The 16,293-nt window shown below is 38.9% G+C and carries 14 protein-coding genes; 7 read left to right on the top strand and 7 right to left on the bottom strand.

Annotated features, from left to right (window positions below; translation table 11 throughout):
- Nucleotides 1–6 precede the first annotated feature (6 nt).
- From J2S07_RS00570 to J2S07_RS00545, 6 genes are all read right to left on the bottom strand, one after another.
- On the bottom strand, nt 7–1,008 hold the full coding sequence (locus J2S07_RS00570; protein ID WP_307148443.1) for a branched-chain amino acid ABC transporter permease: 1,002 nt from the start codon (nt 1,006–1,008) through the stop codon (nt 7–9).
- 5 nt (nt 1,009–1,013) lie between these two features.
- Entirely contained in the window at nt 1,014–1,874 is an 861-nt protein-coding gene (locus tag J2S07_RS00565; protein ID WP_307148442.1) for a branched-chain amino acid ABC transporter permease, read from the bottom strand.
- A gap of 15 nt (nt 1,875–1,889) precedes the next feature.
- On the bottom strand, nt 1,890–2,597 hold the full coding sequence (locus J2S07_RS00560) for an ABC transporter ATP-binding protein (RefSeq protein ID WP_307148441.1): 708 nt from the start codon (nt 2,595–2,597) through the stop codon (nt 1,890–1,892).
- On the bottom strand, nt 2,594–3,349 hold the full coding sequence (locus tag J2S07_RS00555) for an ABC transporter ATP-binding protein (RefSeq protein ID WP_307148440.1): 756 nt from the start codon (nt 3,347–3,349) through the stop codon (nt 2,594–2,596). The genes J2S07_RS00560 and J2S07_RS00555 overlap by 4 nt, the downstream gene beginning before the upstream one ends.
- A gap of 74 nt (nt 3,350–3,423) precedes the next feature.
- Nucleotides 3,424–4,608, bottom strand: a complete 1,185-nt coding sequence (locus J2S07_RS00550; RefSeq protein ID WP_307148735.1) for a substrate-binding domain-containing protein — start codon at nt 4,606–4,608, stop codon at nt 3,424–3,426.
- Nucleotides 4,609–4,775: 167 nt separating this feature from the next.
- Nucleotides 4,776–8,024 carry a winged helix-turn-helix domain-containing protein gene (locus J2S07_RS00545; RefSeq protein WP_307148439.1) on the bottom strand — a complete coding sequence of 1,083 codons (3,249 nt, stop codon included), beginning with the start codon at nt 8,022–8,024 and terminating at the stop codon, nt 4,776–4,778.
- A 161-nt stretch (nt 8,025–8,185) separates the two neighbouring features.
- Here J2S07_RS00545 and J2S07_RS00540 point away from each other — a divergent pair, with 161 nt between their 5' ends.
- The 3 genes from J2S07_RS00540 (at nt 8,186) to J2S07_RS00530 (ending at nt 11,804) form a co-directional block, all read left to right on the top strand.
- Nucleotides 8,186–10,042 (top strand): beta/alpha barrel domain-containing protein, encoded by a 1,857-nt coding sequence (locus J2S07_RS00540; RefSeq protein ID WP_307148438.1) that lies wholly within the window; start codon nt 8,186–8,188, stop codon nt 10,040–10,042.
- Nucleotides 10,043–10,131: 89 nt separating this feature from the next.
- Nucleotides 10,132–11,001: a helix-turn-helix domain-containing protein gene (locus J2S07_RS00535; RefSeq protein WP_307148437.1), complete on the top strand. Its 870-nt coding sequence runs from the start codon at nt 10,132–10,134 to the stop codon at nt 10,999–11,001.
- Nucleotides 11,002–11,657: 656 nt separating this feature from the next.
- Nucleotides 11,658–11,804 (top strand): hypothetical protein, encoded by a 147-nt coding sequence (locus J2S07_RS00530; RefSeq protein ID WP_307148436.1) that lies wholly within the window; start codon nt 11,658–11,660, stop codon nt 11,802–11,804.
- On the opposite strand, the gene J2S07_RS00525 is transcribed toward J2S07_RS00530, so the two are convergent.
- Nucleotides 11,805–12,596 carry a hypothetical protein gene (locus J2S07_RS00525; protein WP_307148435.1) on the bottom strand — a complete coding sequence of 264 codons (792 nt, stop codon included), beginning with the start codon at nt 12,594–12,596 and terminating at the stop codon, nt 11,805–11,807.
- Nucleotides 12,597–12,871: 275 nt separating this feature from the next.
- On the opposite strand from J2S07_RS00525, the gene J2S07_RS00520 reads away from it, so the two are divergent.
- The 4 genes from J2S07_RS00520 (at nt 12,872) to J2S07_RS00510 (ending at nt 16,134) form a co-directional block, all read left to right on the top strand.
- On the top strand, nt 12,872–13,480 hold the full coding sequence (locus tag J2S07_RS00520) for a peptidoglycan-binding domain-containing protein (RefSeq protein ID WP_307148434.1): 609 nt from the start codon (nt 12,872–12,874) through the stop codon (nt 13,478–13,480).
- Nucleotides 13,481–13,557: 77 nt separating this feature from the next.
- Nucleotides 13,558–14,235 carry an ABC transporter ATP-binding protein gene (locus J2S07_RS00515; protein WP_307148433.1) on the top strand — a complete coding sequence of 226 codons (678 nt, stop codon included), beginning with the start codon at nt 13,558–13,560 and terminating at the stop codon, nt 14,233–14,235.
- 21 nt (nt 14,236–14,256) lie between these two features.
- Nucleotides 14,257–15,018, top strand: a complete 762-nt coding sequence (locus tag J2S07_RS21875) for an ABC transporter permease (RefSeq protein ID WP_370872755.1) — start codon at nt 14,257–14,259, stop codon at nt 15,016–15,018.
- Between the two features lie 15 nt (nt 15,019–15,033).
- Nucleotides 15,034–16,134 carry a tetratricopeptide repeat protein gene (locus J2S07_RS00510; RefSeq protein ID WP_307148432.1) on the top strand — a complete coding sequence of 367 codons (1,101 nt, stop codon included), beginning with the start codon at nt 15,034–15,036 and terminating at the stop codon, nt 16,132–16,134.
- The last annotated feature ends 159 nt before the right edge of the window (nt 16,135–16,293 follow it).

Here is a 16,293-nt window from a genome sequence, read left to right as displayed (position 1 = left end):
TCCCCCTCAGCCTGCTGCTTTTTGTTTCTCAACCTTTTTGGTCTTTTTCTTTTTCGATTTAAATTTCATCATTTGTAAAGTCCCAACAATCCCGCGTGGGAAGAACATGACGGCAAGGATATAAATAATTCCAAAGAAGATGAGCCAACGTTCAAAGATCCAATGCACCTTCGCTAGCTCTGTTAACCAGTGATGGGCAAATTCGATTAAGCCCGCACCGATAATCGCCCCCACCAATGTGCCTACTCCACCAATAATCGTCATCAATAGCGCATCAAGGGTAATATCCATCGTAAAAACGCTCGTATTGACAAATCGAAGGGAGATGGAATAGAGGATTCCAGCAAAGCCAGCTAACACCCCTGAAATCACACTTGCGATAATTTTATATTGAAGAACGCTATACCCTAACGACTCTGTCCTTTGTTCATTTTCCCGAATCGCCTGCAGAACCTTTCCTGCTGGCGAATTGGTAAAGCGAGTGAGGAGCAGAAACACGACAATCATGGAGACAAGGCAAATTAAATAAAAATCAAGTCGGTCCCGGAAGATTTCAGGCGTCCTAAATGTAAAGCCGTCATTTCCGTGGGTGAGTGTTCTCCATTTTTCCGCTAGTACTAAAAAGAGGCTCGCAAATGCTAAGGTAAGCATGGCATAAAAATGGCTCTTTAAGCGCAGCGTCAACAATCCCACCACATAGCTTAAAATTGCTGTTATGACAAAAGTTATCGCTACTGCCAATAAAAAATAGGGAACCGTTGGCTCAAATTGCTTCATCACAATTCCGACGGTATACGCTCCAATCCCAAAGAACATCGCATGTCCGAATGAAACAATGCCTGTAAATCCAAGCAACAGATCATAGCTCATCGCTAAAATGGCAAAGATGAAAACCTGAGTAAACAGAATGATCATCGAGCGAGAATCATTAATAAATGGAAATAGAAGGAGTAAAAGTGCCACTACAACATAAGCGATATTTTTCCGCTGCAAAATAAATGTCTTCACGACCTTCACCCCTTTAACCCGAATAATCCCTGCGGCCTAAAGATAAGGACCACAGCCATTAGAATCATATTTGCTGCTAAAGCCAAATCTGGTACATAGTAAGCCATAAAGGAGCCCGACAAGCCGACCAGGATTGCAGCTAGAATTGAGCCTGGAAAACTGCCCATCCCGCCAATGACAACAACAATAAATGCGAGAATAGCAAATTCCATCCCCATTTCCGCATGAATGACCCCAGAATATGGACCAAGAAGCACTCCGCCAAGGGCTGCCATCCCTGCCCCAATCATAAACACGAGCATGAATACCCTTTTGATGTTGATCCCTAGCGCTTGCACCATTTCCTTATTCATAACTCCGGCACGTACCACCAATCCAATCTTTGTATTCTTAAGGACATATTGCACCGCCAGAAAAACGAGCAGTCCAACGGTAATAATGAATACACGATATTTAATAATAATGATGCCACCAATTTCCCAGCTGCCCTTTAAGAAATCTGGAGCCGTAGCTGATATTTGATTGGGTCCCCAAAACACCTTCAGCAATTCAGATAAAACAATCATGAGACCCAAAGTAATTAAAATTTGTTGCACATGATTTCCATACACTGGTTTAATAATGAACCTTTCGGTGAGAAGACCGAGAATAAGACCCGTTGCAACTGCCCCAATAATTCCAATAAAAAAATTGCCCGTCGTTGCATAAATCCATGTACCGCTATAGGCGCCCCAGGCAAACAATCCACCATGGGCAAAATTAAGCACATCCATCAACCCGAAAATAAGGGTTAACCCTGCCGCCAGCAGGAATATCAGCATCCCGGTTGCAAGCCCGTTCAACGTAAGATTCAAAAATACATCCAAGCGAATTCCTCCTCCCTAGGCAATTCCTAAAAACTTCCTTCTCATCTCATCATCTTCTCGTAAAATCTCCATCGAACCATTTTTGACGGTCCGCCCATCATCGATAATATAGAAGCAATCTCCGACTGTACTTGCCATCATGAAGTTTTGCTCCACGAGCACAATCGTTGTTTTATCCTTCATTTCCATGATCGATTCCATCACTTTTTCAACAACAATCGGTGCTAAGCCCTTACTTGGCTCGTCAATCAGAAGCAGTTCATTGTCATTGACATAAGCTCTTGCAATGGCAAGCATTTGCTTTTGCCCCCCACTTAAGAGGCCACCATGCTTCTTCCAAAACCTCTTTAAATCAGGAAACAGATTCAAAATATATTCAAGACTTTCCTTTGTTTTGTCCTTCTCATCCTTCATGGCTACCTTCATATTCTCTTCCACGGTCAATTGGGCGAAAATCCCTTGATCCTCTGGAACATACCCAATTCCTTTTTGGGCAATGGTGTACGTGGGATCAGCCTTTATTTCCTTGCCATTGAAGAGAATGCTCCCTTTTGAAGCTGGGTTTAAGCCCATAATCGTTCGTAAGGTCGTCGTTTTTCCCGCTCCATTCCTCCCAAGCAGAACCGTTACCTCTCCTTTACGCACCTCAAAGGAAATCCCTTGCAAAATATGAAATTGACCAATATAGGTTTCAACATTTTCGAGCTTTAATTGTATGCTCACGAGTGCAGACCCCCTAGATAAGCAGACTGAACGGTTTCATTTTTCATGATTTCCTCTGGTGTACCATCTGCTAGTAACCTCCCGTTGAAGAGCACCATAACCGAATCAGATAAATCTAGGATCATATCCATCTTGTGTTCGATTAAAAGGATCGTCCGGTCGCCCTTTTCTTTGATGCGACGAATCACATCTAATATCGCTGGTACCTCCTCAAGCGACATCCCTGCTGTTGGCTCATCTAACAGAAGCACCTCCGTATTTAATGCTAGCAGCATGGCAATCTCTAATTTCCGTTTTTCTCCATGGGCGAGATTACTAGCAATGGTATCCTTCTTGTCGTCAAGCATCACCATTTCTAGCCATTCAACTGCTTTTTCTTCTAGATTCTTATATTTTTTAAAATGGCCAAGCATTTGATAACGAATTCCTGCCTGAGATTGAACGGCCAGACGAACATTTTCTAGCACAGTTAAATTGGGGAAGACATTCGTAATTTGAAAGGAACGACCAATTCCTTTCCGGGTCCGTATCGTTGGGGAAAGCTTCGTGATATTCTCTCCATTAAAAAATATCTCCCCTTCTGTTGGAGAAAGCTGACCACTTAATAAATTGAAAAAAGTAGTCTTTCCTGCCCCATTTGGACCAATGATCGACTTGAATTGGTTCTTAATGACAGCGAGATTGACATGATCCACTGCAGTATGCCCCCCAAAGCGAATCGTTAAATCCTTTGTTTCAATTAAGGTTTCCATCTGTTTATCACCTCATATCTATGAAATAATGAGCTTCGGCAAAAAATTCCGAAGCTCATCGTCCTGATTGAAAGTTAATTTCTTATTGGAGGAGCTGTTTCTTCTGGGCTTAATTCACGAATTAAGACTGGAACAGGATATGGAACTCCTTCTTTCTTCTCTAGCTTTATAGCGTATAACGTTTGCAGCGCTTGATGGTCTTCAGGACGGAACGTCATCTTACCTTTAGGTGTTTCAAAGCTCATCCCTTCCATTGTTTCAATTAATGTATCGGCATCTGCATTTCCTTCTGTTTTCTTCAAAGCTTCTACAATTGCAATGGCTGCTGTCATTCCACCAGGAGTGAAGAGGTCTGGAACTTCCCCATTAAATCTTTTCTTATGCTCTTCTAATAACCAGTCATGGATTTCATTATCTGGCAGCTCATGATAATAAACCGTAAATCCTTCCATTCCAATTAGTGGCTCCATCGTTGCAAGTGCTGCGATATCTGGTGCCCCTGTTGAAATTTTAATGCCCTTTTCCTGAACCTTCATATCGGCTATTTGGTTCCAAGGTGAATTTGCCCCTGCCCATACAACAAATAAGTAATCTGGTTTGGCATCAATGATTTTTTGAATATTTGATGTAAAGTCTGTTGCAGCTGGATCGGCATATTCCTCATGAATAATTTCCGCCCCTAGCTTCTCGGCAGCTTCCTTAAATGCAGCCACTCCATCCCATCCAAAGGAATAATCCGGTGCAAAGGTAGCAATTTTGACGCCTTCCTTCGCAATCGCAGCAGCCCCTGCCACAGCATCCTGGGATGAGTTACGAGCAGTTCGGAAAATATAGTCATTGTATTCTGAGCCTGTAATACTATCCGCAACCGCTGGTTCTACAATCATGATTTTCTCGTATTCCTCTGCAAGCGGCAGAACAGCCAACGTGTCACCGGAGCTTGAGGAACCAACGAGGAAATCTACCCCATCTTCCTCTAATAGCTTTGTTGCCTTCTGGACTGCCACTTCAGGTTTTGTTTCCGTATCTTCTACGATAAATTCAATTTTGCGTCCTGCTACCTCCATCGTTCCTTCAGTTGCATACTCTAAACCAAGCTCGAAGCCACGAAGCGTTTGCTTTCCGTATGCCTCTAAGCCACCTGTTTGAGAAGCGAGTACACCAATCTTAATCGGTTCTGTTGCTTTCGGTTCGTCCTCGTCCTTTGTCCCTTCCTTTTCTTTACTGCCAGCATCCTCACTACATGCAGCAAGCATCATAAATAAAGCTAAAAAGAGTACAAAAAATAGTCCTCGCTTAAAGTTCCACACGTTCTTCCTTCCCCCTTAAATTTGTTCGTATAAAAAGCCTGCTAAGCTTTGAACACATCATAATAAATAGGGGTTACAATGGAGTTACAAATAAAAAAACAACCCCAAAGGGCTGCTTACATACGATGGATATTTTCCTCCGCTTCCAAAATCATTTCATACATATGCCGTGTCGGCTCTAACGGACTTACTCCGAGCTCTTCCTCAAGGATTTCACAGCATTTCTTGTACCATTTCATCGCAAAGGGGCGATTATTTTTTCGATAATAACAAAACATAAGCAAACGGTACGCTTCTTCCCACGTCCGATCCTTTTCTAGAATTCTTTCACACCAGTAGATTGCTTTATCAAATTCCTGTTTCCCAACATAGGCTTGCGCGATCTTCTCAGCCCCTCTGAGAAAAAGTACCAATAACCGTTCCCGCTCGTTCAAGCACCAATCATCATACTGCCTTTCGGGTAAAAAATCACCCTTGTAAATTTGCAAGCCTCTTTCTAGACACATAATGGCCTGATCGCTATCCCTTTCCTCAAGCCCAAGATTAACCCACTCCTCAAATTGGGCCGTATCCAGCTCCACGCTTGCCCCTGGATTCACTCCATAGGCAGTGCCATTTCGAATGACAAAAAACGGGGTAGCTCTCGCCTTTCGATTGGGCTCAAGTGCGCTGTGGAGTGCATTTAACGCAACCTTAAAATCCCTTGTCGCCCCTTTCTCATCCTGATTCGGCCAGATTTTTTGAAAGATTTCCTCCTTAGGAAACATATGATGAAGCTGGGTAATAAAGAGCTGAAGAAGCTCCTTCGCCTTTCCTCTTTGCCAGTCCTTTTCCTCGACCTCCTTTTCCCCAAGCCATACCCTGAACTTTCCTAATGCTTCGACTCTCAATGTGTAACCAGGGTGGGATTCCAGCTCAGTAAATCCCATATCCTGAAGGATCTTGTTCACGTAGCTGGTAGCAATATTTTTTCTTTGGGCTTCTATTAAAAGAGGTACAAACACTTGTAAGTCCCTTGGTCCAAAAATTGTTCGTTTATGAAAAATAAATTCATAGCTTCCTAGACGAACCTGCTTTAAGAACAGCATCATCTTTTCCTTAAAGGCTTCCTCATCCTGATTTAAAAAATAGACATGCCCTTGCCAAAAATACGTAAGCATCTTACCGTAGTCATCATGGCAGTCCGCAAACATCTTCTCGGCGGTTTCCAAATAAACACAAGCCTGAGCGAATTTTTGATTATGGACAGCAGAAATTCCCATCGCTATCGTGATCAAGGAGGAGAGCCACAGGTCTTGAACCTTTTCCGTTTCCTGTAATGCTGCTTCCCCCATTTCAATCGCCCGCTCATATTCTCCTTTTGTCCCATATAGCAGGCAAAGTCCCATTAATGGCTCGGCTTTTCCCCTTTCCACCTGGATATGATCCATGATTTCCAGGGCGGTTTCATAACACTTCTTTCCTAACGTACTGTCATATTTGTGAAGAAGCTGAACGGCGTGCCCCATACGCATCCAGCCACATGCTTCAACGAATGGGGAGCCAATCTCAATCCCATGCTGAATGCCAACCTGTGCAAGCCGTTTCGACTCCACAGCATTTCCTTTAAATGCTTCAATTAAGGCTAACAACAAATCAGTTTCTCTGTGGGACTGAGGAAGTTTTGATTTCGGAATCTCAGCTAGGCTATCCGTAGTTAACAATGCTTTCCTCGCTGCATCAAATCGGCCTGTCCGCAAATACAGCCGGGCCTCCAAGTTCCCATCCACAATACTAGAACGATAGTGTTGTGCTCTTTTTAATAGTTTTTCTGCCTTCATCGCTTTTCCCGAGTTAATGAGATTTTCGGCAAGCAACCGATAAAGCTTATGGGTTTCCTCCTCAGAGCTCAAATTGCTAGACTCGCAAATTTCGATCGCCTCATATAGCAAACGTTCGGCATTATAAGGCTGAATCGTATCAAGGTAGATTTTCGCCTTTCCCTCTAACGCCTTGCTCTTTTCTAGCAAATTGTCCCTTTTATCCGCCTCATCTATGGCCCGTTCATAGGACGCCTCCGCTTCGATATACATGGAGCGATAGCGCTCAACTTCTCCCTGCAAAAACCATAGCCGAAAGAATTGGTCCTTTACTTCTCTCGGGATTCGCAATAATTTCTCATAAAGCCCCTCTAGTTTGCCGCTTTCGAGCATTTTGATGCCATAATCATGGAGAAGGGCTGCCATCGCCTTCATATGATTCATTTTTTCATAATGGACGATCGCTGTTTCCCACTGTTTTCTCCTTTCAAAATACCTTGCACTTCGATCATGAAGGGTCGTGAAGCTATGGGGCTGATGAAGACGAAGCTGTCCCTCCAGAAATTCTTTGAAAAGGGCATGATAGCGATATTCCTCATCCCCGATTTTTTGAATAAAGAGGTTTCGTTCATGAATTTGCTGGAGCAGAGCACCCGAACCAGTGATGCCCAATACTTCATTACAAATCTCTTCATCGATCACTTCAAACACACTGGTTTGCTCTAAAAATTGCTGAATCATTGGTGGCTGCTTTTCAAAAACCTCAAGGGCTAGATAATGAAACAAGTCATCTAATGACAGCATCGGGTCTTTAAAGACCTGGTCTAGCAGCATCTGCTCGGAAAACTGTTGGGCAATCATTCCAAGCGCAATCACCCAGCCTTCTGTTAATTGAAATACCTCATCAAGCTGTTCTTCGCTTAAGGTAATTTCGTATAAATCGCATAATAATAGCTCTACCTCTTCCTTTGTTAAAACCAAATCACTTTTTGTTATTTCTAACAGCTGATTGCTCACCTTCATTTTGCGCAATGGTTTCCATAAAGGTCTGCTTCTGCTTGAGACAATAAGATGGAGATTGTCTGGAATATGCTCCAGGAGCCTTTCAATCCAGCGATTGACATTGTATGAATGCTCGATTTGATGAAAATCATCAAGAACGATAATTAGCTCATGATCGATGCTCACCATTTCATTAACAAACAATGTGCACAGATGGTTGATTTCCTCTTCACGAGTATAGGGAGCGATATGACCCATATATTGGATTAATTCTTTTCCAAAGGAAGGGATGACTGATTGAACGGCTGCCAGGATGTACGTCATAAAAGGTAATATATCGTCATCGGTGGAAGTAATCGAATACCAGCAGCACGGAGTTTTTTCATCGCTCACATATAGGGCTAATGCGGTGCTTTTTCCATAGCCAGCTCCAGCATGAATAAGTGTAAGTGGATATTCTGCAATCGTTTTCATTTTCCTCGTTAGCTTGGCACGTCTTAGCGACTCCTCCTTAAATTTTGGAGGCATTAATTTTGTCTTCATGACCGCTATTGGCTGTTCCATCAAATCCCTCCCATCCTGTATTTTCCGAAAAAATAGTTTTTTCTATTCTAATAGTTTATCATAATTGCTCGAAAATTATCAGCTGCAACATATCTACAGGTTGAAAGGGAGCTTTGTAGGCAGTTGCTTGTATGCTAGACTTATAGAACAAAAATTTAGGAGTGATTGCCTTGCCTGATTGGTCCTATCATCCGATTTTTAAACCTTGGCTGTCACGCTTGCCTGGTTCATTAGGGAGGGAATTCATTCACAAGGGGATGAACCTTATCTCCTCTCTTCCAGGGGGAGTGCGCTTCATCGAATTTTCAGGTCATATGAGCCCTTCCCCAAGGCTTGAAGTAGAATTATTCGGACTCACTTTCTCCAATCCCGTCGGTTTGAGTGGGAAAATTGACCCGCTTTTAACAGGAACAAGGGCCTTTGCTAATCTTGGCTTCGGCTTTATCGAAGTCGGTCCTGTTACATTACAGCCGTCAAAACCTGAGCGGACTGCTACATTCAGCTTGGAGCAAGAACAAATCCTGTTTCCCCTGCCTTTAGAATCACGTGGACTAAAAGAGATTGCCGCCAAGCTAAAAACCATGAAATCTCTACATAAACCACTTATTATTCGAATCGGGAAATCCGGAAATTTGGATGATACCCTTACGATCATCCAAACCCTATGTCCATATGGCGATGCTTTTATTATTGAGGAAAGCTTCCCTGAAGCTGACTGGATCGAATTGAAACGACATGTACAATCAAAAGCCTTGCTGCTATCCGTTCAGCCAACGCAAATCGAGCAGGATATTCCGATGATCAAGGAACTCATCAACAAGCAATTGATTGATGGAATTGTAGTGGAAGAGCAATCCATCGAGAATGAAAATGATCAGTATTTTCCAAGCCGACAAGCTTCAGAACTGCAAACTGTACTCAAAAGCTTAGCGGATCATGGGATCGAGAAGACACCTAAGATTATTTCTGGAGGAATTTTGGAACCCCAGGATGCTCTTGATTTATTTGCCCACGGGGCTGACCTCGTCATGCTCTCAAGTGGCTACGTTCTATCTGGTCCTGGGCTTCCGAAACGGATTAATGAAGGACTGCTTGATTTAGAGGAAACACAAAACAATGAAACGAGCGGGTGGAAATGGTATTGGCTGTTTGGGCTAATTATGTTCATTAGTGGATTCATCACACTCATTCTTAGTATGACGATCGTTGTTCTTCCCTACGATGAAGCGTTTCTGCAATTAACGCGAGAGCAGCTAATTGCGCTCAATCCGAATATCATTAAGTTCATGGCTCATGACCGGATGACCCTCGCTGGAACCATGGTTTCGGGCGGAATCCTTTATATGCAGCTGGCAAAGCATGGAGTGAGGCTAAGGGTTCACTGGGCAAGAAAAGCCATCAACATCGCTGGCATCGTAGGATTTGTGGGAATCCTGCTCTTCCTTGGCTACGGCTATTTTGACTGGCTGCATGGCCTACTTTGGCTCATTTTATTACCTTTTTTCTATCTTGGCTTGAAAAAGTCGAAGGATGCTCGAGATACCTCTACATCTAAGAACCGGACAAATCATGCTGCATGGAGGAAAGGCTTATGGGGACAGCTTTGCTTCACAATACTCGGATTCTCTTTCATGCTTGGCGGAATTGTCATCTCAAGCATTGGCGCCACAAGTGTATTTGTTCCTACGGATATTGTTTATATTTGTATGACACCCGAACAAATATATGGAATAACGGAAAAGTTAGTTCCAGTCATTGCCCATGATCGTGCTGGATTTGGAAGCGCCCTTCTGAGTGTTGGTCTCCTCGTTCTCACGCTCTCCCTTTGGGGCTTTCATCAAGGGGAAAAATGGGTTTGGCGCACCTTTCTGATCGGTGGTATTCCAGCATTTTGCGCAGGCATACTAACTCACTTTATTATTGGCTACACCACCTTTATCCATTTATTGCCTGCTTATTTCGCACTTTTTTTATTCATTGCTGGCCTGATTCTTTCAAAAGATTTTCTATTTCAATAGAAAATCTCATCACTAAGGCAGCGGGAGATGTCAGTACCTAACCTTAACTAAGTTTAATTAAGCTATCTCCAAAAGGAAGGGTGAATTAGATGAATATTGGGGAAACGATTAAATCCTTACGAAAATTAGCGAGGATGAGTCAAACAGAGTTATCCAAAGGTATCTGTTCGCAGGCACAATTATCAAAAATTGAGACAAAGGGGGAAATTCCTTCCGCAACGGTTTTATATAAATTTTCTAAAAAGTTAGGAGTCGATATGAATTACTTTTTTGAATTGATCGAGACTCCTAGATTGGATTATATACGAGAGGTAAAAAAATTAATGGAGGAATGTAAAAAAGAAAGAAACTATCATCGACTTAGGGATATCGTGCAAAGTGAGAAGAGGAATCCGTTGTTTCAAGGCACAGAAAACAAACAATTTTTGCTTTGGCATGAAGCTATATGTTTTCATTATATAGAGAAGGAGTCCGACCAAGCTATAACTTTACTTTACGATGCTCTTTCCATAACGGAAAATGAGGTGACAAAATTTTATAGGGAAACAGAAATTGAAATTTTAAATAGCATTGCAATTATAAAAAAGGACCAAAAATTATATGAGCAAGCAGAAAGTATTTTTTTAGAATGCTTACACCTACTAAAGTTTATCCCTAGTTATAATATAATCATCAAAATTCGTTTATTGTATGGCTTTTCTAAACTACTCACAGATAAGGGAGACTTTATACGTTCCGTTACTATTTGTAAAGAAGGAATTGATCTATGCAAAAAAATTGAGGTTTTATATTTGTTCGGGGAGCTTCAATATCAATTAGGTTCAAATTACGCAAGAATGCAAGAACATGAAAAGGCATTAGAAGCCTTTGATCATTCTATTAATATTTTTCTAGTTCAGGATAACCACTTTCTAGTGACGGAAGTACAGAAATATCGTAAAGAACTACTAGGAATATAGATATTATAGCTATATAAAATAAAACAATTGAGGAAACCAATTAATTCAGACTGTCGACAAAAGTCATCGAGAGCACTCCTTCTCGATGTCTTTTGTCATTTTTGAAAGGAATTGCGGTAAAAACCCTTGATTTCCGCTCCAGGCGCTTGCTTTCCGGGGGGCGTTCGCCGAGCCTCCTCGTTGCTGACGCTCCTGTGGGGTCTCGCCTATAACGCTAATCCCCCAGGAGTCAAGCACCTTCCGCTTCAATCAACTAGTTCGAATCATATTCAAGCAGGTACCAAAGTCCAATTTGCCAATTTTTTTAAATTCATGGCACTAAAAGTAAGACGTCTTAAGGTTGTCCATCGCATACCTTACTTTTCTTTCGCATCCGCAATATCTCTTAATAAATATTGTAAATCAAAAAAGACTGTAGGCAAACTTGATTTCATTGAATTTGTCTACAGTATGAAGCGATTGGGGAAACCAATTGTTTTTTTATTTATTAAGGTCATTATTTGTAAGCTTATGTCGAAATTATTCATATTATTATGTTTTTAATTGTATTTATTAGCAATTCATAGGATTACATGGAAAAAGTAGGCGAAATTCCTCACTAGAGCAAAAACATATTTTTTTTATATTGATATAATTGGAAAAAAGGGGGTAATTCTATGAAAAAAGTAATGAAAATAATCACTGTATGGACTGTTTGTATCTCTACTTTATGGGCTGGGATTGCATTCAACGAACTAGGTGAATTAACTATTAACCATTCACATACAGAGATAAAGCCTTTTGATTTACCTGACAGGCATTAGTTATTTACGTTTTGTTACTAATAGTGATAATTCAATAGATTCATGATATTGCTCTAATGGAATGTTAGTTATGTTATAAAAGGACTCGTTAAAATTTTTGGTAGATGCTAAGTCAATCATAATATCTTCAACTACACCTGTTCCAAACCTTACCATCATATCATTTAGAAAAATGTATGAAATCTCATAAGAATTTATTATTTCATGAAACCTTTCATTCTTGGTTAATTTGCCTAAATCTATAAGCTCTATGCCTTTCGATAAACTTTGAGGAATGTCATTTAACTCCTTACGACTAACATATTCAGAGAATCCTTCCCGGAACCATTGTGGCAAACTACCTTCACGGATTCCAAGTTCAAAACATACCTCATCTAACATGTAATGAGCATACTCATGCAGCAACAGTCGGTCCAAAGAAAAATATTGAGAGGATCCATTTAGTATTATTCTATTTAAAAAATAGATACCCTCTGTTTCTACTAGAGTTGCATTAGGAATTCTATGGACTAGTTTATTATAACTTTCTTCTGAATTCAAAATGTAAATTCTAAGGGGTAAATGCTTTTTAAAATGCTCACCAAAGTATGCAGACGGTACATCTTCTAAATTATCAATAATCGGAATGATATCCGACGTAACAATCCCATCTTCATAGTTGAGGGATATATCATTTATTTCTATATGATTGAACTTAACATCATCGGTCCCGTTTACTTCAACGTACCAATAAGTAAAAACTAAAATCACTGCAAGAATACTAGAGATAGTATATTTAAGAATCCTTAACAAACTATCATCTCCTATCTTCACAAGCTGAACTTTTGCAATATACAAATAATTCCCGATTCAAGATTACTAGTTATTGAAGGGAGGTGTATTTCTATGCCTATTATAGATGTTCCATAAGGATAAATCTATAAATCTAACGTAGGATGTTCCAAAACGTATTTGGAAAAATTGCGGTTATAACCATTACTACTTCTCAGTAAAATGACCTTTGTTTTATTTTTTGGGGAAACAAAGGTAAAACAGTCCAATCAATTATAGAAGGAGAGAGGATAGCAATGAAAAAGCACTTAATTTTACTATTAACACTAGCACTACTCCTTAGCACGACCATCACAAGTGTTAGCGCCAGTACTTTACCAGAAGATATTGAAGTTCAGGTAATTAATCTAGATGGAGAAAACGCATATCAAATTTCCCCAGAGGATGCATCGAAATTTGAGGAGTATCTAAAATCAGGAGATGCAGACCAAATAGTAGGACTTGCAGCTAGAGGCTTTTGGGCCAAAACTGCGGAACGAGTATGGGGGAAAATCATTGATATTGTTATTACAACTGGATTAGATGCAGCTATACGGGAGATATTCACTGGTACTGGTAAGGTCGATCAAGATAACGTTGATACGGTTAACGTAAAAGTATTATATTATTCATTTAACGCAAAGGATACTAGAACGCATGTATGCGATAGTTGTATCAATGCTAGTGATTACGTACAATTGTTACAAAGAGCTTTAAATAGCATTGACTTCAACGCAGGGACAGTTGATGGTAAATGGGGGCCAAAGACAAAATCTGCTGTTATTTCCTTTCAACGTGCAGCAGGAATAACACAGGATGGATACGTGGGTTTCAACACTTGGACAAAGTTAGGTACTAGAGAATAGATAATTTTTCCTATGGCAATAGGGCTCATGTCGAGATTTTCTCTGCATGGGTCTTATTAAAAATGGAGGGTTACCAAATGGGGATTAATGTCATTAATCTAAGCAAAAAAATTAAAAGCCAATACATTTTAAAGAATATTTCATTTCATGTCCAGGACCGTGAAATCCTTGGTATTATTGGAAATAATGGTGCTGGTAAAAGTACATTGTTAAAAATTCTTGCAACCCTTTCTAATTTTGAAGGTCAGATTAATATAGATGATAAACAGTTAAACACAAATTCAATACAATTAAAAAAAGAAATTGGATTCCATATAGAAACAACTCCATTTTATCCTTATCTAACAGGATATGAGTTTTTATCAATAGTTCTAAAATATAAGCAGATCCCTAAAGATACTACTTTTTTAGACAAAAAATGGCCCCTAAATATGAATGAACATAAGCACAAGAAAATTAAAACATATTCCCAAGGCATGATTCAAAAATTAGGAATTTTAGCAGCGACAATTGGGAACTACAAGATAGTTCTATTAGATGAACCACACAATTCATTGGATCCTTCAAGCATACTTGAATTAAGGAGTTATATACAGAAAATTAGGGAAAATGGAAGTATCGTAATTATCTCCAGCCATTCATTAGACGAAATATCCAAACTTTGTGATACTGTACTTATGCTTAACAATGGTGAAATAAAAGAGATTATTTCAAATGAAGAAGGAGTAGACCTGGAGTTGAGGTTATATAATTAAAAATGGAAAGAGGCAATTAAAATGGAACTATTTAAAATAGAGTTTTTCAAGTATTTTAAAAGTAAAATGTACTTTGGATATAGTCTTGCGTTAATTGTTTGCTATCTTCTGCCTATATTTTTATACCAAAGACATGACATTGAGTTACAACCTCTATTAACTGCACGTGAAATATTCCATTTTAATAGTTATCTTACTTTACCCATTATTACTATACTGCATTTTTCCTATTTTTTAAGTAACGAATATTCAAATAACACAGTGAAACTACTATTTTCAAGCAAATTCTCGAAAGAAAAGATATTTATCATTAAATATATTGTTGCAACAATTACCTTTATCTTACAGATTATTCCGGCCCTAGTACTGTCTTTAATTTATATTTATTATTTTTACGGTAGCACAACTTTAATGGTTCCTAATACTACTATCATATATAACCTTTTTGAAACAATCGGAAAAATAGTGTTCATTCAGCTAATGTTAAATATTTATTTCTTAACATTGGGCTCAATTACCATGTGTATAAATACATTCGTAAAAAGTAGGATATTAACGATTTTAATGACCTTTGCAATAATCATCTTACTCAAAGTGGCGCCTATATCTCCAGGATTTATAAACTATACCTTTATAAATGGTTCCTCAGTAATTAGTGGGTTAACTAGCATACAGCCAGAGAGATATTTTACCATCTTTCAAATTGCTTTTTCATCTATGGGTTTTATTTTATTATTTATCCTTATTTCTTTATTCCTTTTCAGAAAACAAATTGTTCAATAAAAGGAGACTAAAAAGTTGAAAAAACTCTTCTTATTTACTTCAGTCGGCATCATTTTATTTTTTGGAGTAGCCTATACTATTAACAAATTTAGTGATAAACAATCAAACAAGGCCGTTGCCTTAAATCGCGAAAACAACATTTCTGATTTAGTGGACTATATATCAAATAATGAGGAAGATATTGATGCAAAGAAAGCTCTCGCTTGGGAGTACTTAACAAATAAAAACTATGAGGAAGCAATAAGGTTAAATAAAGAAGTTCTAAATCATAGAAAAAATGATACAGAGGCCTTGCATCAATTAGTCATAAGTTACATCTCCACTTCCAAGTATGAAGAAGCTAAGAGTACCTCGGAAGAACTTCTAAAGTTCAATAACTATAATCCGGTTGCCTTAACTAATCTTGCACAAGTTTATTTCTTGTTGGAGAATGAAAACGAATTTGTAATCCATATTGAAAAGGCAATCGAAGCCTCTAATATTCAAGAATCAAAAGATTTCGAAGATCAGTTTTATGCCAATTTGAACGATATAAAGAATAAGTATTTGGATAATATGCGGAATGGGAATCCAGCTGACCGCTATTTCCTTTTAAGTCAAGAAATTTACCTAGAACCCAAACTCAGAATTAAAGCTCTAGATAAGATTATCCAAGTTGATCCTACTTATAATAAAGATGTGTATATAATGAAGGGTAAACTTGATATGCAGGAAAATAATCTAGAAGAGGCAAAGTTAACTTATGAGGCTTTAATCGATATTTATCCTGATGAAGAATATGGGTATTTCTTGTTAGCCGATATTCTATTTAAGCTAAGTGATTTTACTAGCATGGAAGAATTATTAAAACGGACAAGGAATGAACATATTGCCAATTTTGTTAATTCTTTAGTGCTCTATCAGACTAACAAGAGCGCTGCCTTTGATCAATTAGAAGATATATACAATAAGACCCTTGACCAATATAAACAAATTGTGCTTTATAACTTAGTAAGCATGAGTAAAGACATGAAAAATGAAAAAAAATATCAAAACTATTTAGAAGTATTTAACCAAGGAACTTTTGATGAAGATTATTTAATAGCTATATCACAAAACCCTAGGCTTGATCTTTAATTTCAAATTCTATTGATAATGATAAGAATCGAGACAAAAAATTAGCTTTGAACATGTGCTTTGATAGTCATTACATCACAGTAGGCAAACTCAATGGATCGGGTTTGCCTACTGTGATTTATAATATCGGATCCCCTCAAGGTAAAGATAGTGCTTTTT

It is taken from the genome of Anoxybacillus andreesenii (genome assembly GCF_030813005.1).
Lineage (GTDB): Bacteria > Bacillota > Bacilli > Bacillales > Cytobacillaceae > Robertmurraya > Robertmurraya andreesenii.
Note: the sequence above shows the minus strand (reverse complement) of the source record. Positions and strands in the feature narration are given on the sequence as shown.